General features: G+C 74.9%; 20 protein-coding genes. 10 read left to right on the top strand and 10 right to left on the bottom strand.

The window, feature by feature from the left end:
* The first annotated feature begins 4 nt into the window (after nt 1-4).
* Nucleotides 5-1,072 (top strand): anthranilate phosphoribosyltransferase, encoded by a 1,068-nt coding sequence (trpD, locus tag ACFU9A_RS14445; protein ID WP_430575975.1) that lies wholly within the window; start codon nt 5-7, stop codon nt 1,070-1,072.
* A 36-nt stretch (nt 1,073-1,108) separates the two neighbouring features.
* On the opposite strand, the gene ACFU9A_RS14440 is transcribed toward trpD, so the two are convergent.
* From ACFU9A_RS14440 to ACFU9A_RS14430, 3 genes are all read right to left on the bottom strand, one after another.
* Entirely contained in the window at nt 1,109-1,390 is a 282-nt protein-coding gene (locus ACFU9A_RS14440) for an Lrp/AsnC family transcriptional regulator (protein ID WP_430575974.1), read from the bottom strand.
* Nucleotides 1,384-3,141: a DEDD exonuclease domain-containing protein gene (locus tag ACFU9A_RS14435; RefSeq protein ID WP_430575973.1), complete on the bottom strand. Its 1,758-nt coding sequence runs from the start codon at nt 3,139-3,141 to the stop codon at nt 1,384-1,386. Before ACFU9A_RS14435 ends, ACFU9A_RS14440 begins: the two co-directional genes overlap by 7 nt.
* A 109-nt stretch (nt 3,142-3,250) precedes the next feature.
* Nucleotides 3,251-5,062, bottom strand: coding sequence for an AMP-dependent synthetase/ligase (locus ACFU9A_RS14430; RefSeq protein WP_430575972.1), 1,812 nt, complete (start codon nt 5,060-5,062; stop codon nt 3,251-3,253).
* Between the two features lie 233 nt (nt 5,063-5,295).
* Here ACFU9A_RS14430 and ACFU9A_RS14425 point away from each other — a divergent pair, with 233 nt between their 5' ends.
* On the top strand, nt 5,296-6,240 hold the full coding sequence (locus ACFU9A_RS14425; protein ID WP_430575971.1) for an ROK family glucokinase: 945 nt from the start codon (nt 5,296-5,298) through the stop codon (nt 6,238-6,240).
* Nucleotides 6,241-6,321: 81 nt separating this feature from the next.
* Here ACFU9A_RS14425 and ACFU9A_RS14420 read toward each other — a convergent pair whose 3' ends face one another.
* Entirely contained in the window at nt 6,322-6,864 is a 543-nt protein-coding gene (locus tag ACFU9A_RS14420) for a hypothetical protein (RefSeq protein ID WP_430575970.1), read from the bottom strand.
* A 117-nt stretch (nt 6,865-6,981) separates the two neighbouring features.
* Between ACFU9A_RS14420 and ACFU9A_RS14415 the strand changes: the two genes are divergently transcribed.
* Nucleotides 6,982-7,731 carry a lysophospholipid acyltransferase family protein gene (locus ACFU9A_RS14415; protein WP_430575969.1) on the top strand — a complete coding sequence of 250 codons (750 nt, stop codon included), beginning with the start codon at nt 6,982-6,984 and terminating at the stop codon, nt 7,729-7,731.
* Nucleotides 7,732-7,765: 34 nt separating this feature from the next.
* On the opposite strand, the gene ACFU9A_RS14410 is transcribed toward ACFU9A_RS14415, so the two are convergent.
* On the bottom strand, nt 7,766-8,299 hold the full coding sequence (locus ACFU9A_RS14410) for a GNAT family N-acetyltransferase (RefSeq protein ID WP_430575968.1): 534 nt from the start codon (nt 8,297-8,299) through the stop codon (nt 7,766-7,768).
* 169 nt (nt 8,300-8,468) lie between these two features.
* Here ACFU9A_RS14410 and ACFU9A_RS14405 point away from each other — a divergent pair, with 169 nt between their 5' ends.
* Complete coding sequence (locus tag ACFU9A_RS14405; protein ID WP_430575967.1) at nt 8,469-9,695, top strand: pyrophosphate--fructose-6-phosphate 1-phosphotransferase; 1,227 nt, start codon at nt 8,469-8,471, stop codon at nt 9,693-9,695.
* A gap of 37 nt (nt 9,696-9,732) precedes the next feature.
* A complete protein-coding gene (locus ACFU9A_RS14400; RefSeq protein WP_430575966.1) occupies nt 9,733-11,097 on the top strand; it encodes a class II 3-deoxy-7-phosphoheptulonate synthase in 1,365 nt (454 codons plus the stop codon).
* 18 nt (nt 11,098-11,115) lie between these two features.
* Here ACFU9A_RS14400 and pknB read toward each other — a convergent pair whose 3' ends face one another.
* On the bottom strand, nt 11,116-13,113 hold the full coding sequence (pknB, locus tag ACFU9A_RS14395) for a Stk1 family PASTA domain-containing Ser/Thr kinase (RefSeq protein WP_430575965.1): 1,998 nt from the start codon (nt 13,111-13,113) through the stop codon (nt 11,116-11,118).
* Nucleotides 13,114-13,161: 48 nt separating this feature from the next.
* On the opposite strand from pknB, the gene ACFU9A_RS14390 reads away from it, so the two are divergent.
* Nucleotides 13,162-13,575 carry an Rv2175c family DNA-binding protein gene (locus ACFU9A_RS14390; protein WP_430575964.1) on the top strand — a complete coding sequence of 138 codons (414 nt, stop codon included), beginning with the start codon at nt 13,162-13,164 and terminating at the stop codon, nt 13,573-13,575.
* A gap of 40 nt (nt 13,576-13,615) precedes the next feature.
* On the opposite strand, the gene ACFU9A_RS14385 is transcribed toward ACFU9A_RS14390, so the two are convergent.
* Together ACFU9A_RS14385 and ACFU9A_RS14380 are read right to left on the bottom strand one after the other, a co-directional pair.
* The gene (locus tag ACFU9A_RS14385) at nt 13,616-14,719 is read right to left on the bottom strand and encodes a polyprenyl synthetase family protein (protein WP_430575963.1); all 1,104 of its coding nucleotides are present in this window, start codon (nt 14,717-14,719) and stop codon (nt 13,616-13,618) included.
* 40 nt (nt 14,720-14,759) lie between these two features.
* The gene (locus ACFU9A_RS14380; protein WP_430575962.1) at nt 14,760-15,386 is read right to left on the bottom strand and encodes a hypothetical protein; all 627 of its coding nucleotides are present in this window, start codon (nt 15,384-15,386) and stop codon (nt 14,760-14,762) included.
* A 171-nt stretch (nt 15,387-15,557) separates the two neighbouring features.
* On the opposite strand from ACFU9A_RS14380, the gene ACFU9A_RS14375 reads away from it, so the two are divergent.
* From ACFU9A_RS14375 to ACFU9A_RS14365, 3 genes are all read left to right on the top strand, one after another.
* On the top strand, nt 15,558-16,898 hold the full coding sequence (locus ACFU9A_RS14375; RefSeq protein WP_430575961.1) for a DUF4192 domain-containing protein: 1,341 nt from the start codon (nt 15,558-15,560) through the stop codon (nt 16,896-16,898).
* 9 nt (nt 16,899-16,907) lie between these two features.
* A complete protein-coding gene (locus tag ACFU9A_RS14370) occupies nt 16,908-17,264 on the top strand; it encodes a universal stress protein (RefSeq protein WP_430575960.1) in 357 nt (118 codons plus the stop codon).
* Between the two features lie 308 nt (nt 17,265-17,572).
* On the top strand, nt 17,573-19,165 hold the full coding sequence (locus ACFU9A_RS14365) for an RNA polymerase sigma factor (RefSeq protein WP_430575959.1): 1,593 nt from the start codon (nt 17,573-17,575) through the stop codon (nt 19,163-19,165).
* A 75-nt stretch (nt 19,166-19,240) separates the two neighbouring features.
* Here ACFU9A_RS14365 and ACFU9A_RS14360 read toward each other — a convergent pair whose 3' ends face one another.
* Nucleotides 19,241-20,725, bottom strand: coding sequence for an FAD-binding oxidoreductase (locus tag ACFU9A_RS14360; protein ID WP_430575958.1), 1,485 nt, complete (start codon nt 20,723-20,725; stop codon nt 19,241-19,243).
* A 136-nt stretch (nt 20,726-20,861) separates the two neighbouring features.
* Here ACFU9A_RS14360 and ACFU9A_RS14355 point away from each other — a divergent pair, with 136 nt between their 5' ends.
* Complete coding sequence (locus tag ACFU9A_RS14355) at nt 20,862-22,451, top strand: SpoIID/LytB domain-containing protein (RefSeq protein ID WP_430575957.1); 1,590 nt, start codon at nt 20,862-20,864, stop codon at nt 22,449-22,451.
* Nucleotides 22,452-22,539: 88 nt separating this feature from the next.
* On the opposite strand, the gene ACFU9A_RS14350 is transcribed toward ACFU9A_RS14355, so the two are convergent.
* Nucleotides 22,540-22,755 carry a hypothetical protein gene (locus ACFU9A_RS14350; RefSeq protein WP_430575956.1) on the bottom strand — a complete coding sequence of 72 codons (216 nt, stop codon included), beginning with the start codon at nt 22,753-22,755 and terminating at the stop codon, nt 22,540-22,542.
* Between the last annotated feature and the right edge of the window lie 90 nt (nt 22,756-22,845).

The raw sequence follows: 22,845 nt of genomic DNA, 5'->3' as shown, positions 1-22,845 counted from the left end.
CCTCGTGGCATCCACCGACCCGGCAACCGACCCCACCTGGCCCGGCATCCTCACCGAGCTGGTCGCCGGGCGCGACCTGACCGCCGCGGAGACGGCGTGGGCCATGGACGAGGTCATGTCGGGCGAGGTCCCGCCCACCCGCCTCGCCGGCTTCCTCGTCGGCCTGCGTGCGAAGGGAGAGACGGCGGCGGAGCTCACCGGGCTCGCCGACGCGATGCTCGAGCACGCGACGCGGATCGAGGTGCCCGGGAGGACGGTCGACATCGTCGGCACCGGCGGCGACCGGCACCACACCGTCAACGTGTCCACGATGGCCGCCGTCGTCATCGCCGGTGCCGGGCTCCGGGTCGTCAAGCACGGCAACCGGGCCGCGTCCTCGTCGTCGGGCTCCGCGGACGTGCTCGAGGCCCTCGGGATCCGTCTCGACCAGGCGCCCGAGCGGGTCGCGGCCCTGGCGGGCGAGGTGGGGATCACCTTCTGCTTCGCGGGGCTGTTCCACCCGTCGATGCGGCACGCGGGCGTGGCGCGCCGCGACCTGGGCATCGCCACCGCGTTCAACTTCCTCGGCCCGCTCACCAACCCGGCGCAGCCGGGTGCGACCGCCGTCGGCTGCGCCGACGCGCGCATGGCGCCCCTCATGGCGGGCGTGTTCGCCGGCCGCGGGACGGACGCGCTCGTGTTCCGTGGCGACGACGGGCTCGACGAGCTCGCCGCCACCGGGGGAGCGACCGTGTGGGAGGTGCGCGGCGGCACCGTCGTCGAGCACCGCCTGGACGCCGCGGCGGACCTCGGCCTGCAGCGCATCGAGGTCGCAGACCTGCGCGGCGGCGACGCCCCCCACAACGCGGGAGTGGCGCGCCGGGTGCTCGACGGGAGCGACCGCGGACCCGTGCGCGAGACGGTGCTGCTCAACGCCGCCGCGGGCCTCGTGGCCGACGGCAGCCTGCCGGGCACCGGCGAGGGGTCGCTCGTCGAGCGGCTCGCGGCCGGGATGGGTCTGGCGGCCCGGAGCGTCGACGAGGGCGGCGCCGTCCGCGTGCTCGACGGCTGGGTCGCGGCGACGCAGGCCTGACGGCCCGGGCTCGGCCGCGCCGGTCGGCCGCGAGGCTCAGTCGTCGAGGCCGAGGGCGAACGCCTGCTCGAGGTCCACGTGGGAGTAGGTGCGGAACGCGATGAGGGTCTCGGTCCGCACCACGCCGGGGACCTTGCTGATCCCGTCGGCGATCACGTCGGCCAGCTCCTCGTGCTCGCGCACGCGCACCATGGCGACCAGGTCGGCCTTGCCGGTGACGGAGTAGACCTCGCTGACCCCCTTGAGATCCGTGACCTTGACGGCCACCTCGGGAATCTGGTCGGCCTCGGTGTCGATAAGCACGATGGCGGTCAGCATGCGGTCATCGTAGCCACGCCGGCCAGCTCCGCGACGCTGGCCGACACGGTCCCGAGGTCGACGTGGGCCGCGGCAGACCGGGCCGGGCACGACCACGGCTCGCTCACGTGCACGAGGCGGACCCCCGGCGACTCGAGCCAGGCGAGCACGAGGGCGGCCTCCTCCGGGTGGCACGCGGGCGCGGGCGCCACGGGCGGGGCGACGTCCTCGGCCGTCGCCCGCAGGGCGTCGACCACGGGCAGCGGGTCCTCGTCGGGGCCCGTCACCGCCGTGGCCGCCAGCCGGGCGTGCTTGACCACGACGAGCTCCCAGCCCCCCGCCGCCGTCGGCCTGCCGGCGACGAGCTCGGCGCACCGTGCGACGGGGGTGAGGCGCTGGGCCCGCGCGGCGCCCTGGACGAACGACCGGAGCCGGTGCGTGACCTGCCCGGCCTCCTCGAAGCGTTCCTGGGCGGCGAGGCGTGCCACCCGGGCGGCGAGCGCGTCGACGACGGCGGACGGGTCGCCGGTGAGGGCCGTGCGCGCCGCGTCGACCACGGCGTCGTAGCCGGCGTCGGCGGTGCCGGTGGCCGTGCACGGCGCGGAGCAGCGCCCCATCCCGGCGAGCGCGCACGGGCTGCCCGGCGTCCGCGCGACGCGAGGCAGCCGCGCGGTGCACTGGCGCAGCGGAAGGGCGTCGTGCAGGGCGTCCACGGCCGCCTGGGCCGCCTGCCGGGAGCTGAACGGGCCGATGTGCGGGGCGCCCTCCCGGACGTCGCGCACGACCGACAGGCGTGGGTACGCCTCGTCGGTGAGCCGCACCCACGTCTGGCGCTCGGGGTGCTTGGAGCGGCGGTTGTAGCGGGGGGAGTGCTCGGTGATCAGGCGCAGCTCGCGCACCTGGGCCTCCAGCGGCGTCGCGCACACGACCGGGGTGACCGCGTGCGCGATGCGGACCATCTCTGTGATGCGGCCGCGCTTCTCGGCCGCCGTGAAGTACGACCGCACCCGCTTGCGCAGGTTGGTGGACGTGCCGACGTACAGCACCTCGTCGCCGGGCCCGCGGAACAGGTACACCCCCGGAGCCTCGGGCAGGCCGTCGGCGAGCGTGCGCTTGCGGCGCACGTCGGGCGGCACGGGGTCCGCGGCGGTGGCGAGGTCCTCCAGGTGCGTGATCCCCAGCGGCGCCAGGCGCTCCAGGAGCGCGTGCAGCACGTCGACGGTCGCGCGGGCGTCGGCGAGCGCGCGGTGGTCGGGCGTCACCCGGGCGCGGAACAGCATGGCCAGCGTGGAGAGCTTGTGGTTGGGCGCCTCGTCGCGCGTGACGACCCGCCGCGCGAGCGGCACGGTGTCGACCACGCGGAACCCGGGCCAGTCGTAGCCCAGCCGGTCGCACGCGGCCCGCAGGAACCCGACGTCGAAGGGCGCGTTGTGCGCCACGAGCACGGCGTCGCGGGCGAACTCCAGGAAGCTCGGCAGGACGAGGTCGATCGGGGGAGCGGTGGCGACCATCGAGGTCGTGATCCCCGTGAGCCGGGCGACGAACGCCGGGACCGGGTGGCCCGGGTTGACGAGCGACTGCAGCTCGCCGAGGACCTCGCCCGCCCGCACCTTGACCGCGCCGATCTCGGTGATGCCTCCGTCGGCGGCCCGGCCCCCGGTGGTCTCGAGGTCGACCACGACGAAGGTGACGTCGCTCAGCGGCGTGCCGAGGTCCTCGAAGGACGGCTGCAGCGGGGTCGGGCTCGCCGCGGGCGGGGTGGTGCTCGGCATGTCGGGAACGTAGCGAGACCCACCGACACGCACCGGGCGTGCCCGCCCGGTCCTCAGGACGCCGCCGTGAGGACCGGGCCGGCACCGCCGGTGCCGAGGTGGGTCCGGGTCAGCTCGCGGACTTCTGGCGGGTGTCGACGTACAGGTTGTCGATCTCCGTGGCGAAGTCCTTGACGAACACGTGCCGGCGCACGCTCTGCTTGGGGGTGAGGTACCCGTTCTCGACCGTGAGGTCGCCCGGCAGCACCGCGAACTTGCGGATGGACTCCGCCTTCGACACGGCCTGGTTGGCGCGGGTCACCGCGGCGTCCAGGGCGGCGAGCACGTCGGGGTCCGTCGAGGCCTGCTCGGGCGTCATCTCCGGCTTGCCGTGCATCTTCAGCCAGCCGGGCAGGCCCTCGGCGTCGAGGGTGACGAGCGCGGCGATGAACGGCCGGTTGTCGCCGACCACGACGCACTGGCTCACCAGGGCGTGGGCGCGGATCCGGTCCTCGAGGAGCGCGGGGGCGACGTTCTTGCCGCCCGCCGTCACGATGATCTCCTTCTTGCGGCCCGTGATGGTGAGGAACCCGTCATCGTCGAGGACGCCCAGGTCGCCGCTGCGGAACCAGCCGTCGTCGAACGCCTCGGCGGTCGCCTCGGGGTTGTTGTGGTAGCCCCGGAAGACCTGGATGCCGCGCAGCAGCACCTCGCCGTCGGGGGCGATGCGCACGCCGCAGCCGGGCAGCTGGGGCCCGACGGACCCGATCTTGATGGCGTCGGGGCGGTTCACGCTGGTGGGCGCGGTGGTCTCGGTGAGGCCGTAGCCCTCGAGGATGGTGACGCCCAGGCCGCGGAAGAAGTGGCCGAGCCGCTCCCCGAGCGGTCCGCCGCCGGAGACGGCGTACTGGGCCTGCCCGCCGAGCACGGCGCGCAGCTTGGAGAACACCAGGGTGTCGGCGACCTTGTGCTGGAGGCGCAGCCAGAGCGACGGGCCGGACGGGGTGTCGAGGGCCCGCGAGTACGCGATGCCGGTGGCGGCCGCCCAGTGGAAGATCTTGAGCTTGCCGCCCGCCGCGGCGCTCTGCTCCGCCGCGTTGTAGACCTTCTCGAAGACGCGCGGCACGGCGAGGATGTAGGTGGGGCGGAACGCGCCCAGCCCGGCGGTGACGGTCTTGAGGTCCGCCCAGTGGCCCAGCACGGTGCCGCTCGCGATCGCGAGGATCTCGATGTAGCGGGCGAAGACGTGCGCGAGGGGCAGGAACAGCAGCGTGCGCCCGCCGTCCTTGAACACCTCGGGGACGGCGGCGACGGCGTTGACGCCGAGCAGCGCGAGGTTGCCGTGGGTGATCTCCGCACCCTTGGGGGTCCCGGTGGTGCCGGAGGTGTAGATGATCGTCGCGACGTCGACGAGGTCCGCGATCGCGCGACGACGGGCGATCTCCTCGTCGGGCACCTCGGCGCCCGCGGCGGTGAGGGCGGCGATCGCGCCGTCCTCGATCTCGAGGACCTCGCGCAGCGCGGGGGCGCGGTCGGAGACCTCGGCGACGGTGGCGGCGAGGCCGGAGTCCTCGACGACGAGCACGGTGATGGCCGAGTCGGTGAGGATCCACTCGACCTGCTCGGCGGAGGACGTCTCGTAGATCGGCACGGGCACCGCGCCGGCGGCCCAGGCGGCGAAGTCGAGGAGCGTCCACTCGTAACGGGTGTGCGACATGATCCCGACGGGGTCGCCGGGCTGCACGCCCTTGGCGACGAGCCCCTTGGCGACGGCCACCACCTCGGCGTCGAACTGCGCGGCCGAGACCTGCTCCCAGCCGTCGCCGGACGGGCGTTCGGCGAGCGTGGCGCGCGGGTCGTTCGCCACGCGGGTGGCGAGGAGGTCGTTGAGGTTCGACGTGGCAGGCAGCTTGACCGCCTGCGGAATGGTGATCTCGTCCATGCTGACTCCATCGTCCATGCTGATGCATTGCCAGGGGTTCGTTCCCAGGCGGTCACGATACCGGGTCTCACGAGTGGTCCAGGACACGGTTTGGTGACGGACGGGCGTCGCACCCTCGCGGCGGTGGTGGCTAGTCTGGACCCTGCGCGCACCGCGCGCCCCCGTGCCGCTCGCCGACCGGGTGACACGCCGTGCGGACGCGGCGTCCCGACACATGAACGTGAGGTTCCTGCATGCACGCCATCGGAGTCGACATCGGCGGCACCAAGATTGCCGTGGGTGTGGTGGACGAGGCGGGCACGATCCTCGCGAAGGTGCGGCGCGAGACGGTCGCCGACGACGTCGCGGGCATCGACCGCGCCATCGCCGACGCCTGCGCCGAGCTGGCCAAGGAGCACGAGGTCGGCGCGATCGGCCTCGCGGCGGCCGGCTTCGTCAGCCCGGACCGCCGGTCGGTGCAGTTCGCGCCCAACATCGCGTGGCGTGAGTACCCCCTCGCGGAGCGCATCGAAGGGCTGCTCGACCTGGACGTGCCGGTGGTCGTGGAGAACGACGCGAACGCCGCCGGCTGGGCGGAGTTCCGGTTCGGCGCCGCGCGCGACGCGACCGACATGCTCATGCTCACGGTCGGCACCGGCCTCGGCGGCGCGATCGTCGTGGACCGCGAGCTGGTGCGCGGCAAGTGGGGCGTGGCGGCCGAGGTCGGGCACATGCGCGTCGTCCCCGGCGGCCACTACTGCGGCTGCGGCCACGAAGGCTGCTGGGAGCAGTACGCCTCCGGCTCGGCCCTGGTGCGCGACGCCCGGCAGGCCGCCGTCGCCCAGCCGGCCCGTGCGGCCCGGCTCGTGGAGCTCGCCGGCGGCGACGCCGCCGCGATCGAGGGGCCGCAGGTGACCCAGGCCGCCCAGGAGGGCGACGAGCTCGCGACCGAGCTGCTGGCGACGCTCGGCCGGTGGATCGGCGAGGGGTCGGCGTCCGTGGCCGCCCTGCTGGACCCGGAGCTGATCGTCATCGGCGGCGGCGTCGGCGCGGCCGGCGACCTGCTGCTCCTGCCCGTGCGCAAGGCCTACGAGGCGCAGCTCTCCGCCCTCGGCCACCGTCCGGTGGCGCAGATCGAGCTGGCCGAGCACGGCAACGAGGCGGGCATCATCGGCGCCGCGGACCTGGCTCGCCGCTGACGGACCGGGCCGGCGGCTCCTGATGCCGGCCCCTCCGTCCTCGCCGCCGAGGTCGTGCACCGCCTCGTGCGGCCGGGCGCCTCAGACGACGGCGCCCGTGTCGTGGTCCTCCGGGTCGCGCCGGTGCGGCATGCGCCAGAGCAGGATCCCCAGGGCGACCAGGAAGAGCACGCCCGCGACGGGTCCCGACCAGGTGGGGATGCGGAGCGTCGGCACGGCGGCGCGCACGACGACCCCCACGACCACCAGCACCGGGACGGCGAGCACGAGGGCCCACGCCAGGGTCAGCAGCGGGTCGCGCGAGAGCACCGGCTCCGGCTCCGGCGGCACAAAATGAGACTCCGTCTCCTCGAGCGCTTCGACCTCCGGCGTGACGGGCCAGTCGCGCGGGCCGTTCCCGGTGGTGCGCACGGGCCCCTCGTCGGTCTCGGACGGAGACTCGGTGTCGCGCGGCGGGGTCGCCTCGGACGCCGTGGTGCTCCTGCCGTCCCCGGTCGTCGCGTCGGCGTCGTCGCCGAGGTCGCCCAGCTGCGCGACGATGTCGGCCCAGCGGGCCTCGACGGCGTCGTCGGGCAGGTCGTCGTCCGGCAGGTCCGGTTCGGCGTCCGGGTTCGGTGCGGGCATGGGTTCACTCTATTGTCGTGGGCGATGCTTCGTGTCGGTGGCGACGCCCGCCGGCGCCACGGCCCGTCGCAGGCGGTCCGCTGACGGGGCGCTGCCGGCACTGGGCGAGGAGGACAGTTGTTCTACTGGGTGATGAAGAACGTGGTGGTGGGGCCGTGGCTCCGGCTGGCGTTCCGCCCCTGGACGAAGGGCGTCGAGAACATCCCGTCGTCGGGCCCGGCGATCCTGGCGAGCAACCACCTCGCCGTCATCGACTCGTTCGTGCTGCCGCTCGTGCTGGACCGCCAGGTCCAGTTCCTCGGCAAGTCCGACTACTTCACCGGCGGCGGCGTCCGTGGCCGGATGGTGGCGGGGTTCATGCGCGGGGTCGGCACGATCCCCGTGGACCGGTCGGGCGGCAAGGCCAGCGAGGCCGCCCTGCGCACCGGGCTGCGCGTGCTCGACGAGGGCGACCTGTTCGGCATCTACCCCGAGGGCACGCGCAGCCCCGACGGCCGCCTGTACCGCGGCAAGACCGGCGTCGCCCGCCTGGCGCTGGAGTCCGGCGCCCCCGTGATCCCGGTCGCGATGGTCGGTACCGACGTCGCGCAGCCGCTGGGCCGGGCGATCCCGAGGCCGATGTCCATCGGCATCGTCATCGGGGAGCCGCTCGACTTCAGCCGCTACCGCGGGATGGAGAACGACCGGTTCGTGCTGCGGTCGGTGACCGACGAGATCATGTACGCCATCCTGCGGCTGTCGGACCAGGAGTACGTGGACGTCTACGCGGCCACCATGAAGGCCCGGCTCGCGGCGGCGGCCCAGCAGCCGGACCAGGACCCCGCGTCCCCGCAGGTCCCTTCCGAGGGGCCGTCCTCCACCTCCTGAGGCCAGCGCGTCCCGCGGGGCCGGCACGACGGGGTCACGACACGGCGAGCCGGACCCACGCGTCGGGCGGCAGGTCCGGCCGGCCCGGCACGGCGCGGTGCTCGAGCACCCAGCGCTCGCCCGCGACCTCGGTCGCGACCCGCGGCCAGAAGGCCGCGGCGGGCGCGTTGGCGTCCTGGTACGCGATCTCCCACGGGCCGGGCACTGCCCGGAGCACCGCGGCGGCGACGTCGCGCCCGACGCCGTGCCGCCGGGCCGCCCGCACCACGAAGAACGCCGACAGCACCCGCACCGGGCCGTCGAGGCCGCGGACCAGGGCGAACGCCACCGGACGGTCGTCGACGGTCGCGAGGTGCGCCGCCCAGCCGGCGCCGTCGTGGCGGTCGAGGCCGTCGAGGGCCGCGCGCAGCCGCTCGTCGCGGAACCGGCCGTCGGGCCCCGGCAGCTCGCCGGTGACCCCCGAGAGGTCGTGACGGAAGAGCGCCCACAGCCGTTCGAGGACGTCGCGGTCGTCGACGGTCGCGGGACGGGTGCGGGGGCGGGGGAGGGGAACGCGTGAGGTCGTCATACGCAAGAGCCTCCCGGCGCCGGACGGCGGGGGAGGCTCGGCCGACATCATCTCACGCGAGGGGCGCCGGGCGCGCGCCCGGCTCGCCCGGCGGACGGCGGGACCGGGTCCCGGGCGGTGCTCCTAGGATGGGAGTGATCCCGTCCCCCACCGAGAGGTAGCCCCTGTCATGTCGGTTCGTCGCGTGGCTCTCCTGACCGCCGGCGGCTTCGCGCCCTGCCTGTCCTCCGCCGTCGGCGGCCTCATCGAGCGTTACACGGAGCTCGACCCGTCGATCGAGATCATCGCCTACCAGTACGGCTACCACGGCCTCCTCACGGGCACGAAGATCGTGGTCGACGAGGAGGGCCGCAAGCAGGCCGGCATCCTGCACCGCTTCGGCGGCTCGCCCATCGGCAACTCCCGCGTGAAGCTCACCAACGCCGCGGACTGCGTCAAGCGCGGCCTCGTCCAGGAGGGGCAGAACCCGCTGGAGGTCGCGGCCGAGCAGCTCAAGGCCGACGGCGTGGACGTGCTGCACACCATCGGTGGCGACGACACGAACACCACGGCCGCGGACCTCGCCGCGTACCTCCACGACAACGGGTACGAGCTCACCGTCGTGGGCCTGCCCAAGACGATCGACAACGACGTGGTGCCGATCAAGCAGTCGCTCGGCGCCTGGACGGCGGCCGAGGAGGCCGCCGGCTTCGCCGGGAACGTCATCGGCGAGCACCGCTCCGGCCCGCGCATGCTCATCGTGCACGAGGTCATGGGCCGCCACTGCGGCTGGCTCACCGCGGCCGCCGCGCAGGAGTACCGCACGTGGCTCGACACGCAGGAGTGGGCGCCCGCCCTCGGACTCACGCGTGAGCGCTGGGACGTGCACGCCGTCTTCCTGCCCGAGCTGGAGATCGACATCGACGCCGAGGCCGCCCGCCTGCGCGCCGTCATGGACGAGATCGGCAACGTCAACATCTTCCTGTCCGAGGGCGCGGGGATGAACGAGATCGTCCAGCAGCTCGAGGCCGCCGGCGAGGAGGTGCCGCGCGACCCGTTCGGGCACGTCAAGCTCGACACGATCAACCCGGGCCAGTGGTTCGCCAAGCAGTTCGCGGAGAAGCTGGGCGCCGAGAAGGTCATGGTGCAGAAGTCGGGCTACTACTCGCGCGCCGCGGCCGCGAACGCCGAGGACCTGCGCCTCATCAAGTCCATGACCGACCTGGCCGTCGAGTGCGCGCTGCGCGGCGAGGCCGGCGTCATCGGGCACGACGAGGAGGACGGCGACCGCCTCAAGGCGATCGCGTTCCCCCGCATCGCCGGCGGCAAGGCGTTCGACGTCTCGCAGCCGTGGTTCGGCGAGATCCTCGCGGGCATCGGCCAGCCGCTGGTCCCCGCGAAGCCCGCCGCGCACTGACGTACCCACCCCGCAGCCACCGGCAGGAGCAGCCCGCATGACCACCGCCGTCGACACCGTGGCGCCCGGGAGCGACCCCGAGGGCCTGGACAGGTTCCGGAGCCTCGAGGCGCGCCAGCAGCCCACGTGGCCGGACGCCGACGCGCTCGCGGCGGTGGCGGGCAGGCTCTCGCAGGCGGCACCCCTGGTGGTGCCGGCCGAGGCGAGGCGGCTCACGGAGCGCCTCGCCTCGGCGGGCCGGGGCGAGGCGTTCCTGCTGCAGGGCGGGGACTGCGCCGAGACGTTCGCCGACGCGAACGCGACCCGGATCCGCAACAAGATCCGCACCATCCTGCAGATGGCGGTGGTGCTCACCCACGGCGCGAGCACGCCGGTGGTGAAGATGGGCCGGCTGGCGGGGCAGTACGCCAAGCCGCGGTCGTCGGACCTGGAGACGCGCGACGGCGTCACGCTGCCCGCGTACCGCGGCGACATGGTCAACGGGCACGAGTTCACGCCCGGCTCCCGCACGCCCGACCCGGTGCGCCTCGAGCAGGCCTACCGGATCTCGTCGGCGACGGCGAACGTCGTGCGCGCCTTCACGCAGGGCGGTCACGCCGACCTGCGGCGCGTGCACGAGTGGAACCGCGGGTTCATGCGCAACCCCGCGTACTCGCGCTACGAGCGCACGGCCGCCGAGATCGACCGGGCGATCCGGTTCATGGAGGCCTGCGGCGCCGACTTCGACGCCCTGCGCTCGGTGGAGTTCTACCTCAGCCACGAGGCGCTCATCCTCGACTACGAGCGGGCGCTCACCCGCGTCGACTCCCGGACCGGCGAGGCGTACGCGACGTCGGCCCACTTCCTGTGGATCGGCGAGCGGACGCGCCAGCTGGACGGCGCGCACGTCGAGTTCCTGTCGCGGGTCGCCAACCCCATCGGGGTGAAGCTCGGCCCGACGACATCGGCGGACGACGCGCTCGCCCTGGCGGCGCGGCTCAACCCGCGCAACGCCCCGGGGCGCCTGACGTTCGTCACCCGCATGGGGGCCGGCAAGGTCCGGGACGTGCTCCCCGAGGTGGTCGAGAAGGTCACCGCGGCGGGCGTGGCCGTCACCTGGGTGACCGACCCGATGCACGGCAACACGATCACGTCGGAGAGCGGCTACAAGACGCGCCGGTTCTCCGACGTCCTGGACGAGGTGACCGGCTTCTTCGAGGTGCACCGCGCCCTCGGCACCGTGCCCGGCGGCCTGCACATGGAGCTCACCGGCGACGACGTCACCGAGGTGCTGGGCGGCAGCGAGGAGATCGACGACGCGGGCCTGGCGCTGCGGTACGAGACCCTGGTCGACCCGCGCCTCAACCACCAGCAGTCGCTCGAGATGGCGTTCCGCGTCGCGGAGATGCTCACCAGCTGGTGAGCCTGGCGAGCCGGGCGGCTACCAGACCGTCAGCGTGACCGTGCTGCCCTTCGGGGCCTTGCCGGTGGTGTCCTGGAAGCGGACCGTGTCGAGCAGGCCGCCCAGGTAGGCGTTCTCCTTGACCTTGAGGCCGGCCTTCTCGAGCGCCTCGCGGGCCGGCCCGGTGCGCTTGCCGACGACGTTCGGCACCTCGACCAGCGGCGGGCCCTGGGAGATCGTCAGGGTGACCGTGTCCGTGCGGTGCGCCGCGGCGCCCTGCTCCGGGTCCTGCGCCACGACGTGGCCCTTCGGGACGTCCTCGGAGTACTTCGGGTCGGCCAGCTTCACCACGAGCCCGAGGCCCTCGAGGTCGGCGACGGCGGCGTCCTTCTCCTTGCCCACCTCCTGCGGCACCTGCACCGGCGCGGGGCCGTCGGAGAGGGTGAGCGTCACGGGGGTGTCGTGCCGCTGGCGGGTGCCCTCGCCCGCCGAGACGTCGAGGACGGTGCCGCGGTCGGCCTCGTCGTCGTACGCCCTCGTGGGCGACCCGACGGTGAAGCCCGCGCGCTCCAGCGCGGCGGTCGCGTCCTTGCGGTCCGCGCCCACGAGGTCGTGGGGCACCGTGAGCATCCGGACTCCCCGCGAGAGCACCAGCTCCACCGAGCCGTCGTGGCGGACCCTCTCGCCCGGCGCGGGGACGGTGGTGACGACCGCGCCGACGGGGACCTCGTCGTCGAACGCGCGGCTGGTCGTGGTGTCGAGACCGGCCTGCTCGAGGGCGGCACGCACGTCGTCGGCGGACGCGCCGGCCACGCCGGAGGGCACCGAGGTCCAGGCGCCCGGGCCGTCGGCGAACCACCACCAGGTGCCGAGTCCGCCCCCGCCGAGCAGCAGCACGAGGGCGAGCGACCAGGCGACCGCGCGCCGGCGCCGGGAGGGCCGTCGGTACGCCTCGGTGGGCTGCTCGACGAGCCGGGCGGTGGGCTGGGAGGGTGCGGTCGCGGACACCTCCTGGAAGAACGCCGTGGGGATCTGGTCCACGGCGTCGGTGGCCCCCGCGCCCTCGTCGCCCTCGTCGCCGTCGGCGTCGTCCGCGGCGTCGTCGGAGGTGCCCGGGGCGTCCTCTGCGGGTGCCTCCGCGCGGCGGTCGAGCAGCTCGGGGTCGAGCGACGCGCGCAGGGCCTCGACCGCCTCGAGGGCGGCGCCCGCGTCGGCGGGTCGGCGCTGCGGGTCGCGGGCGGTGAACGACGCGACGAGCGCGTCGAGCTCCTCGGGGAGCCAGTCGACGCGCTCCGAGGGCGCCGGGTGGTCCTCGTGCACGTGGTGGAAGGCGACCTGGATCGGCGTCTCGCCGGGGTAGGGGAGGGCGCCGGTCGCGAGCTCGTAGGCGAGCACGCCGACGGCGTACACGTCCGTGCGGGCGTCGCAGCGGCCGCTGGTGATGACCTCCGGGGCGAGGTAGGCCACGGTCCCGAGCACGGTGCCCGTCGTGGTGGTCGTGACCTCGGTGACGGCCCGCGCCAGGCCGAAGTCGGCGACCTTCACCCGGCCCTCGCCGGTGGGGCCGTCGCCGTCCCCCACGACGAGCACGTTCTCCGGCTTGACGTCCCGGTGCACCAGGCCCTTGCGGTGGGCCGCGGCCAGCGCCGCGAGCACCTGCGCGACGACGTCGAGGGTGCGGCCGAGGGTGAGCGCGCCGGCGTCGTGCAGCTCGCGCCGCAGGTTGGTGCCGGGCACGTACTCCATCGCCAGGTAGCTGGTGTCCCCGTCGACGCCCTGGTCGTAGACGGCGACGACGCCAGGGTGGGTGAGACGGGCGGCCGCGCGCGCCTCGCGGCGGAACCGGGACACGAACGCGGCGCCGTCCACGCCGTCGGCCAGGTGCGGGTGCATGACCTTGATCGCGACCTCGCGGTCGAGGCGGCGGTCGGTGGCCCGGTAGACCGTGGCCATGCCCCCGCGCGCGACGCGCGCGACGATCTCGTACCGCCCGTCGACCAGGCGGCCGAGCATCGGGTCGGTCGTCGCGATGGCCACGCGACGAGTGTAGGGGCGGCCCGATCGGCGGGCCCGTAGGCTTGCCGGGTGAACGACACCGCATCCCCCGCGCCCGTCCCCGACGGCGCCACCGACGACCGCGCCGCGCTCGAGTCCCTCGTGGACGAGTGGCTGACCCTCCCCGACGTCGCCGAGGTGCTCGGCACCCCGGTGAGCAAGGTGCGGGGGCTGGTCGCCGAGCGGACGCTGGTGGGAGTCAAGCGCGGCGAGCGGAACACCTTCCAGGTGCCCGCCGTCTTCCTCGTCACCGACGGCGACGTGCCGCACGTGCTGCCCACGCTGCGCGGCACGGTCCTGGTGCTCTCGGACGTGGGGCTCGACGACCCGGCCATCCTGCGCTGGCTGTTCGAGACCGAGCCGTCGATCGGGAACGCACCGATCGCCGAGCTGCGGGCCGGCCGCCGCGCCGAGGTGCGGCGGGTCGCGCAGGCCCTGCTCTGACCGCTCGCTGACGGAGTCCGCGGAGGACCGCGCGCCCGGCTCAGGCCGCGCGGTCCACCGCGGCACGCGCCAGGTCCAGCAGCACCGTGCGCCCCGGCTCCGCGAGGTCCGCCGCGGCGAGGCTGGCGAGGCCGCCGTCCGCGAGCGTCCCGATGAGCGTCTCGACCCCGTCGAGCGCGCCGGAGCCCGCGATCACCCCGCGCAGCCGCTCGACCGCCGCGACGTCGAGGTCGGGGTCGCCGAGCCGGGCGACGACGAGGTCGCGGTCGGCGGGGCTCGCGGCGGCCATGGTGCGGGCCACGAGGACGGTGCGCTTGCCCTCGCGCAGGTCGTCGCCGGCGGGCTTGCCCGTGACCGACGGGTCGCCGAAGACGCCGAGCACGTCGTCGCGGAGCTGGAACGCCTCCCCGAGCGGCAGGCCCGCCGCGGAGACCGCGTCGACGCGGGCGGGCGCGGCGCCGGCCAGGACGGCGCCCAGCACGAGCGGGCGCTCCACCGAGTAGCGGGCGGACTTGGCGCGCAGGACGGCCCGCGCGCGCTCCTCGTCCGCCGCCGGGTCCAGCCCCCACGGCTCCGCCTGCACCAGCACGTCGAGGTACTGGCCGACGACCACCTCGGTCTGCATGGCGTCGAACAGGTCCCGGGCGTCGGCGGCACGGCCGGGGAGGGCGACCGACGCCGCGGCGATCTCGCGCTGGCACGCGACCAGGCACAGGTCGCCCAGCAGGATCGCGGCCGCCGTCCCGAAGCGCTCCGCCGAGCCCGACCAGCCGGACCCGGAGTGCCGGGCCTCGAACGCGCGGTGCGCGGTGGGCTCGCCGCGGCGCGTGTCGGAGGCGTCCATGACGTCGTCGTGCAGCAGCGCCGCGGCCTGGAACAGCTCCAGGGCCGCACCGACGCGGACGACGGCGTCGCGCTCGGGACCGTCCGCGGGGCCGCCGTGGGCCCGGAACGACCAGTAGCAGAACGCCGCGCGCAGCCGCTTGCCCCCGCGGAGCAGGACGGCGGCCTGGTCCGTGAGCGCGGCGGCGGGGGCACCGATCGCGGCCACCTCCTGCGCCAGGTCGGCGAGGTGCCGCTCGACCTGGGCGTCGACGTCGTGGCGGAGGTTCTCGAGGTCGACCAGGGACGGTGCGGTGGGCATGCGGCCAGCCTATGCGTCCGGCCCGGTGCCGGGGCCCGGGTCAGCCGACGAGGACCGAGCCGCTCACCGTCACGAGGCGGCGCTCGCCGTCGTCGAGGACGCCGAGGGTGACCGACTCCACGACCGGGCCGGCGTCCTTGGCGCCCTTCTTCGACTTCGGGGTGGTCTCGCGGCCGAACGTGGTCTGGGCGGTGAGCCCGGTGAGCGTCCCCGTCTCGGACTGGGTGAAGCCGGCCTTGTCGAGCCGCTTCGCGAGCTGGTCGATGACCTCCTGCGTGCTGCGGGTCGAGCTCAGGTTGAGCGTCACGTCGGTGAGCCTGCCCTCGCCGGGCGCGGCCGAGCTGGCGAGGACCGTGGCGTCCTCGGGGGCGCCGAGCAGCTTCTCGGGGAAGCCGGGGGCGTAGCCGCCGACCACGGTGTCCGGGTCGAACGTGGGCAGGGCCGCCGGGGCGTCCGGGTCGGGGCTCGCCGTCGCGTCCGCGTCGCCGCGGAGCCCGACGCCGGAGCCGTCCTCGCCGGTCGCGGAGACCTCGTCGTCGGGGGTGCCTCCGCCGAGCAGGCCGCACCCGGACAGCGCCAGGAGCACGGTGAGCGCCGTGGCGACGCCGCCCGCACGGGCACCGCGGACGGTGCGGGCGCGTCGCGTCGGGCGGGGGAGCGTGGGCACGGCGCCCACCGTAGCGGGCCGTGCGGGTGGACCCGGCAACGCCGACCGGCCCGAGGCCGGCGAGGACGCCTCACCGCGCGCCGTGGCCTGGAGGCTGCCCCCAAGGGCGGTACGTCCACAACCGGCCGCGGGTGGCGGTCGGGCCTCCGCCGGACCCGATGGGATCGGGTCATGGAAGCCGTCTATGCCACGCCGCACGCCGGGGAGCCGGGCTCCCCGTTCGACCTGCCCGTCGTGCTCCGCTCGTCCCGCGACCTGCTCGCCGCCGTGCCGTACCTGCTCGGGTTCCGGCCCCGCGAGTGCTGCGTGGTCGTCTGCGTGACCACCGAGGGCCGGATCGGGCTCGTCGCCCGGACGTCGCTCACCGACGCGGACGGGGTCGCCCGGGCCGACGGGCCGGGGCCGGACGCCCGCACGGTGGCCCGGGCCGCGGCGCGGGCCGGAGCCGCGTTCGTCCTCGTCGTCCTGTGCACCGCACGTCCCGAGGCCGCCGTGCTGCGGCACGCGGTCGACGTGCTCGCCGCCCTCGACGAGGTCCTGGACGTGGCGGCCGACGTCGAGACCTGGCTGATGGGTGCCGACGGCTACCGCGGTCTCGGCTGCTCCGACCCGGCGTGCTGCCCGCCCGGCGGCCGCCCGCTGGGCGAGCTCGAGCACGGCGAGGTCGGGGCGGCGTTCGTCGTCGCTGGGCGTGCGGTCGCGGCCTCGGAGCAGGAGGCGCACCGCATCGTTCGGGCGCCGGTCGCCGTGCGCGACCGGGCGGCGAAGGCCGCCGGCCGGGCCGAGCGGGCGCGCCCCACGGCCCTGGACGGCGAGGCCGCGGGCGTCTCGACGGCGCGATGGCGCTCGGAGGCCTACGGCGTGTGGCGCGACCTCGTGCGCCAGGCCGCCGACGAGCGGCGCGCCGCCGTCCCGGGCGGCGAGACGGTCCTGCCGCCCGCGAGGCTCGGACGCCTGGCAGCCGCGCTCGCGGACGTCTCCGTGCGCGACGCGGTGCTCCTGTCGCTCGTCCCGGGAGGCGCCGACGTGGCGGACCTGACCGCGGGAGGCGCCGAGGACGAGGCGGCGGTCGAGGTGGCCACGGCCCGGGCGATCGCGCGCGTGGTGGACCCGCGGGTCGGTGTCCCGCCCGACCCCGCGACCGCCGATGCCGCGCGGCTGGTCCTCGAGCAGGTGGTCGGCGCCGCGCCGCGCCGCTGGCACGCGGCCCCGCTCGCCCTGCTGGGGTTCCTCGCATGGTGGCGGGGCGACGGCTGGCTCGCCTCGCGACGTGTCCGCGAGGCGCTGCGCCAGGACCCGTCGCACCGCCTCGCGGCGCTCCTCGCCGGGGTGCTGCGGGCGGCCGTGCCGCCGGGCTGGGTGGCGTCCTCCGGGGGCCGGGTCCCGTCGGACGCGACCGGCCCCGCGACCGGGCTCGTGACCGGCCCCGCGACCGGGCTCGTGACCGGGCTCGTGACCGGCCCGGCGACCGGGGTCGTGGGCGGTCCGGTGACCGGGCTCGACGTCGGGTAGCGTGCCCCCATGGCGATCGTCGTCGGACTCCTGAGCACGGCCGAGGGACAGGCGGCACTCGCCGCAGCGAAGCGTGAGGCGCGGGAGAGGTCCGTCCCGCTCACGGTGGTCGCGACCAAGGGCGACGGCGACCCCGGGAGGCAGGCGGTCGAGGACGACCTGGCCGCCTCGGGGCTGCCCTACGCGGTGGTCGGCGGCACCGGAGACCTCGCCGAGGACCTCGTGCGCACCGCCCAGGAGGCCGGGGCGGAGCTGATCGTCGTGGGGCTGCGCCGGCGCAGTCCCGTCGGCAAGCTCATCCTCGGCTCGGGGGCCCAGCGGATCCTGCTCGAGGCCCCCTGTCCCGTGCTCGCGGTGAAGCCGTGACCGCGGCGCGCCGCGCCACGCCGCGGGGTGTGACGCTCGTGACCGTCGGCGGTCACCGGGCGGAACCGCCGGGCGACCGCACGGTGCGCCGTTCCCCGCGGTACGGCGGGAATCTTCGAGCGCTCCCGTGCGTTGAGCCAGCACCGGAGACCGCACGACGCGGGTACTGGAGCGGGCGCAGGAGCCCGCGGTGCCCCACCGTCGCGGATGTCGCCGGTACAATAGGGGTGTCCGCCTGAGCCACGACAGTCCGAGTCGGAGGCCTTGACGGCGGTGCACCGTCCCCTCGAATGCCGAAAGGTCGGTTTGTGGCGTCCACTGCGCAGAACCCTGCACTTCCCCGCGAGTTCGAGCACCCTGCCCTGCAGGGCCTGCTCGCTCGAGGCACCGCCGACGGCCGGGTCGACGCCGAGAGCTTCCGCGCTGCCTGCGAGGACGCCGCGGTGGCGGACCCGAAGCGTCTGAAGGCGGTCCTGCGCGCCTTCGCGACCGCGGGCGTCGAGATCGGTGTGCCCACGGCCACCAAGGTCGCCGCCGCCAGCACGAGCCGGAGCACCGCGACGCGCGCCAAGGCGCCGGCGGCGCGGTCGGGCGCGGTGAAGACCTCCACGGTGAAGTCGTCCTCCGCCACGACCCCGGCCGACGAGGAGTCGGGCGAGGCGGCCCCGGCCGCCAAGAAGCCCGCCGCCGCGAAGTCGGCGTCGGCCAAGGGCGCCAAGACGACGCGTGGGCGCAAGGCCGCCTCGAAGGACGAGCCGGGCCCGGACGACATCGAGGAAGTCGAGCTCGACGACGACGCGACCGAGGGCGCGGACGACGAGCAGGACAACACCGCCGAGCGTGCCGTGAAGGGCACGAAGGCCACCGCGGGCAAGGACGGCAAGGGCGAGGACGAGGAGACGGGATTCGTCGTCTCGGACACCGACGACGACGACCAGCCCGCGCAGCAGGTCGTCACCGCCGGCGCCACGGCCGACCCGGTCAAGGACTACCTGAAGCAGATCGGCAAGGTCGCGCTGCTGAACGCGGAGCAGGAGGTCGAGCTCGCGAAGCGCATCGAGGCCGGCCTGTTCGCCGAGGAGCGGCTGTCCAAGGACTACGCCGACTACGACAAGACGAAGGCGAGCGCCGACGAGCGTCGCATGTACCGCGACCTGCGGTGGATCGCGCACGACGGCAAGCGCGCCAAGAACCACCTGCTCGAGGCGAACCTGCGCCTCGTCGTCTCGCTCGCCAAGCGCTACACCGGCCGCGGCATGCTGTTCCTGGACCTCATCCAGGAGGGCAACCTCGGTCTGATCCGCGCCGTCGAGAAGTTCGACTACACCAAGGGCTACAAGTTCTCGACGTACGCCACCTGGTGGATCCGGCAGGCGATCACCCGCGCCATGGCCGACCAGGCCCGCACCATCCGCATCCCGGTGCACATGGTCGAGGTCATCAACAAGCTCGCCCGCGTGCAGCGCCAGATGCTCCAGGACCTGGGCCGCGAGCCCACCCCGGAGGAGCTGGCCAAGGAGCTGGACATGACCCCCGAGAAGGTGGTCGAGGTCCAGAAGTACGGCCGTGAGCCCATCTCGCTGCACACGCCGCTGGGCGAGGACGGCGACAGCGAGTTCGGTGACCTCATCGAGGACTCCGAGGCCGTGGTCCCGGCCGACGCCGTGAGCTTCACGCTGCTGCAGGAGCAGCTGCACCAGGTGCTCGACACCCTGTCGGAGCGCGAGGCGGGCGTCGTCTCGATGCGCTTCGGTCTGCAGGACGGGCAGCCGAAGACCCTCGACGAGATCGGCAAGGTCTACGGCGTGACGCGCGAGCGGATCCGTCAGATCGAGTCCAAGACGATGTCGAAGCTGCGGCACCCGAGCCGGTCCCAGGTGCTGCGGGACTACCTGGACTGATCCCGCGCAGCGCGCACAGGGCCCCGGTGCCGGTCGATCCCTCGACCGGCACCGGGGCCCTTCGACGTCCCGGCGTCAGGCGGCCGGGACGCCGGGGACGCCCTGGACGGCGGCCCAGCGGGAGGACGGCGCGAGCACGCCCAGCGGGTCGAGCCGTCGCCGCATCGACACCAGGCGGTCGTATGTGCCGGTCCCGAACGCCGTGCGCAGCAGCTGCGCCGAGGCGGCGTCGCGGGGCCCCGCGAAGTTGAGCAGCGACCCGCCGGTGCACCACGGACGCATGGCGTCGTGCACGGCCTGGACGTGGGCGGCGGCGTCCGGCGGCCCCAGGGGCACGCCGAGGGAGCCGACGAACAGGGTGCAGGCCGCGTCGCGGCCGGCGACGGCGTTCGGGACGGCGGCGGGCCGTCCCACCGCACCGCCGAGGAGGCGGATCTCGGCCATCATCACGGGCGAACCCGGCGGCACGGCCGCGAGGAAGACGTCGACGGCGTCGGCCGAGAGCTCGCGCAGCTGACCGCCGCGCTCGACGAACGGCATCGGGTCCTCCGGGTCGGCGTGGATCTCGCCGATCCGCACGTAGGGCAGGTCGCCGACGGTGTCCAGGATGGGTGCCGCGACCGACCGCAGCGCGTCGACGAGGCCGTCCGCCGGCGCGTCGTCCCGCCCGCCCTGCCCGTCGTCGCCGAGGTGGCGCACGTACCGCACCACGAGGACGGCGCGTCCGCGCATCGGCTCGGGCAGGTCGGGGAGCGGCGGCAGGTTCAGGCGCGCGACGGACGTGGACACGGACTCCGGCAGGTCGGGCACCAGCCCGCGCCAGCGGTGCAGGACGGGCGCCGCGTCGGCGACGTCGAACCACAGGGTGCCGCCGTGCACCGTGCGCAGCGGGAACAGGTCGAACGTCATCGACGTGACGACGCCGAAGGCGCCGCCGCCGCCCCGCAGCGCCCAGAACAGGTCCTCGTTCCGGGTGGGGGACGCGGTGACGAGCGCGCCGTCGGGGGTGACGACGTCGAGGGAGCGGACGTGGTCGGCGGCGAAGCCGAACGTGCGCGCGAGCGGCCCGAGCCCGCCGCCGAGGGTGTAGCCCACCACCCCGACGTGCGGCGACGACCCGCAGAGGCCGCCGAGCCCGTGCGGCGCGCCGGCGTCGAGCACGGCGCGCCACGGCGTGCCCGGCCCGACCGTGGCCGTGCGCTCCACGGGGTCGATCTCCAGTCCGTCGAGTGCGGACACGTCGAGCAGGACGTCGGCGGGCCCGGTCGGGGCCGCGCTGTGCCCGGTGGAGCGCACGCCGACGCCGAGCCCGTGGCCGGCGGCAGCCCGGACGGTGCGGGCCACGTCCTCGGGCGAGGCGGCGCGCACGACGAGGGCCGGGCGGTGCACCAGCGCGAGGTTGAAGCCCTCGAGGGCCGCGTCGTAGGCGGGCTCGCCGGGGAGGTGGACGGTGCCGGCGAGGCCGGGCCGGACCTCGTCGGCGACGGTGGAGGCCGAGGCGGTGAGGTGCTGCGCCGTCGGGTCGTCGAGCGACGCGGCGGCGGGGGTGGTGCTGGACATCGGTGACTCTCCTTCGGTGGACGGTGCCGGGGAGAGGGAGCCGTGCGCGGCCCGGCGGTGACGGGTCGGTGCCCGGGGCCCCGGGTGAACTGTGGGGGCATTCCCCTGGCCTGGGCCGATGTGGCAGGGTGTCCGCGTGCTCCAGACCACGGCCTTCCCCGGGCGGTCCCGGTTCGTCGCTCTGCTCGCGCTCGTCGTCTCGCTGGCGCTGGCGCTCGCGTCGGTGCTCGTGGCCCCGCCGGCACAGGCGGCCACCTGGTCCCTGACGGGCTCCGGCGGCGGGACGACGACGGCGGCGAGCGGCAAGACCCTCACGGTCCGCTACCTCAGGTCCGGCAAGCCCGTGAAGGGCGCGACGGTGACGCTCCAGCGCAAGAAGGGCTCGTCCTGGGTCAAGGTCCGTACCGTGCGGACCGGCACGAAGGGCCGCGCGTCGACCACGGTGAAGCCCACCGTGTCGGCCAGCTACCGCTTCCGGACCAGCCACGCCACGAGCGGCGCGGTCAAGGTGCTCGTCGTGCCCGTGCGGTTCGCGATCTCCGGCTCGGGGTCGGGCCACGGCGTCGGGATGGCCCAGTGGGGCGCGTACCAGCAGTCGCGGTCCGGCCGTACGGCGGCGCAGATCCTGGGCTACTACTACCCGGGCACCACGGTCTCGACGGCGAACGACCCGCGCACCAGCCTCGACGTGCAGGTGCTCGGACCGCCGTCGGACAGCCGGACCACGACCGTGCTGGCCATCGGCTCCGGCAGCTGGCAGCTCAAGGACCCCGCGGGCGCGGTGGTGGCGAGCGGAGGCGCCGCGGAGCAGGTCACGACGGGCGTCGCGTCCGCGGGCGTCACGGCCAAGGTCACCCGGGGCGGCGCGACCGTCAAGAGCGTGCCGGCGCGGTCCAGCCTCACCTTCGAGTGGTCCGGCACGCGCTACTTCCAGCCCACCGGGACGAAGGCGGTCGCGACCGTCGCGGGCGCCCAGGGGACGTACCGCAACGGTCGCCTCGTGGTGACCAAGCGGTCGAACCGGCCGAACGTCGTCAACGAGGTGGTCATCAACACCGAGTACCTCTACGGGCTGGACGAGATGCCGTCGGGATGGGGCGCGAGCGCCAACCGCGGCGCGGCGGCCCTGCAGGCGCAGGCGGTCGCGGCGCGCAACTACGCGATCGTCGAGAAGGTGAAGGGCCTCAAGTCCACCTGCGGCTGCCACGTCTACGACGACACCCGCTCCCAGCACTACACCGGGTGGAAGAAGCAGGGCGGCAGCTGGGGCGGTACCTGGGTCGCGGCCGTGGACGCCACGGTGCAGGACGGCACGGTGACGGTGCTGCGCGACGCCGACGGCCTGTTCGCCGAGACGCCGTACTTCGCGTCGACGGGCGGCGCGGGCGGGCGCCGCGGCACGGCGACCAACGCGGAGGTGTTCGGGACGACGGCCCTGCCGTACCTCAAGCACGTGCCCGACACGTACTCGGCCAAGGCGCCCGGCAACCCGTACGTGACGTGGAGCGACTCGATCACGCAGTCGAAGGCCCGGTCGCTCTTCGGGCTGTCGTCGGTGCGCTCGATCGCGGTGACGTCACGGTGGTCGAGCGGTCAGGTCAAGACGCTCACGGCCACGTCGGCGACCGGGAAGAAGGTGTCGCGGACCAGGACGGCGGACGGGTGGCGCACCGCCCTCGGGGTGCGGGCGTCGTGGGTCGGCTCGCTCACCGGCCGCAACAGCTGACCCGCGCGGACCACGCACGAGAGCCCCGCATCGTTCCGGTGCGGGGCTCTCGTCGTTCGTCGGTCGGGCCGAGGGGGTCGGTCGCGGGTCAGCGCGCCCCGTGCTCGGCGAGGAGCCGGTCCGTCTCGTCCTGGACGTGGACGGCGATGCCCTCGTAGGCGCCCGCGTGCGCACGTGCGTGGTGCCCGCAGAAGAGGAGCTCTCCGACGGGCAGGACCACACGCACGTACGCCTGGGCGCCGCAGCGGTCGCAGCGGTCGGCGGCGGTCAGCGGCTGGGTCGGTTCGGTCGTCGTGGTGCTCACGTCTCCATCCAACCAGACCGGTGGCCCGGAGCATCCCGGACCCCGGCCGGGTTCGCTCCCGGCATAGCGGCGTGGAGCACACGGAACACC

Source organism: Isoptericola sp. NPDC057653 (genome assembly GCF_042799955.1).
Taxonomy (GTDB): domain Bacteria; phylum Actinomycetota; class Actinomycetes; order Actinomycetales; family Cellulomonadaceae; genus Isoptericola.
The sequence above is the reverse complement of the archived record's forward strand: the minus strand, read 5'-3'. Positions and strand labels throughout refer to the sequence as shown.

Excerpts from the sequence above, each read along its gene's own strand:
- ACFU9A_RS14440 (WP_430575974.1), bottom strand. The coding sequence starts at position 1,390 with ATGCTGACCGCCATCGTGCTTATCGACACCGAGGCCGACCAGATTCCC.
- ACFU9A_RS14435 (WP_430575973.1), bottom strand. The coding sequence starts at position 3,141 with ATGCCGAGCACCACCCCGCCCGCGGCGAGCCCGACCCCGCTGCAGCCG.
- ACFU9A_RS14430 (WP_430575972.1), bottom strand. The coding sequence starts at position 5,062 with ATGGACGAGATCACCATTCCGCAGGCGGTCAAGCTGCCTGCCACGTCG.
- ACFU9A_RS14425 (WP_430575971.1), top strand. The coding sequence starts at position 5,296 with ATGCACGCCATCGGAGTCGACATCGGCGGCACCAAGATTGCCGTGGGT.
- ACFU9A_RS14420 (WP_430575970.1), bottom strand. The coding sequence starts at position 6,864 with ATGCCCGCACCGAACCCGGACGCCGAACCGGACCTGCCGGACGACGAC.
- ACFU9A_RS14410 (WP_430575968.1), bottom strand. The coding sequence starts at position 8,299 with ATGACGACCTCACGCGTTCCCCTCCCCCGCCCCCGCACCCGTCCCGCG.
- ACFU9A_RS14405 (WP_430575967.1), top strand. The coding sequence starts at position 8,469 with ATGTCGGTTCGTCGCGTGGCTCTCCTGACCGCCGGCGGCTTCGCGCCC.
- ACFU9A_RS14400 (WP_430575966.1), top strand. The coding sequence starts at position 9,733 with ATGACCACCGCCGTCGACACCGTGGCGCCCGGGAGCGACCCCGAGGGC.
- ACFU9A_RS14385 (WP_430575963.1), bottom strand. The coding sequence starts at position 14,719 with ATGCCCACCGCACCGTCCCTGGTCGACCTCGAGAACCTCCGCCACGAC.
- ACFU9A_RS14375 (WP_430575961.1), top strand. The coding sequence starts at position 15,558 with ATGGAAGCCGTCTATGCCACGCCGCACGCCGGGGAGCCGGGCTCCCCG.
- ACFU9A_RS14370 (WP_430575960.1), top strand. The coding sequence starts at position 16,908 with ATGGCGATCGTCGTCGGACTCCTGAGCACGGCCGAGGGACAGGCGGCA.
- ACFU9A_RS14360 (WP_430575958.1), bottom strand. The coding sequence starts at position 20,725 with ATGTCCAGCACCACCCCCGCCGCCGCGTCGCTCGACGACCCGACGGCG.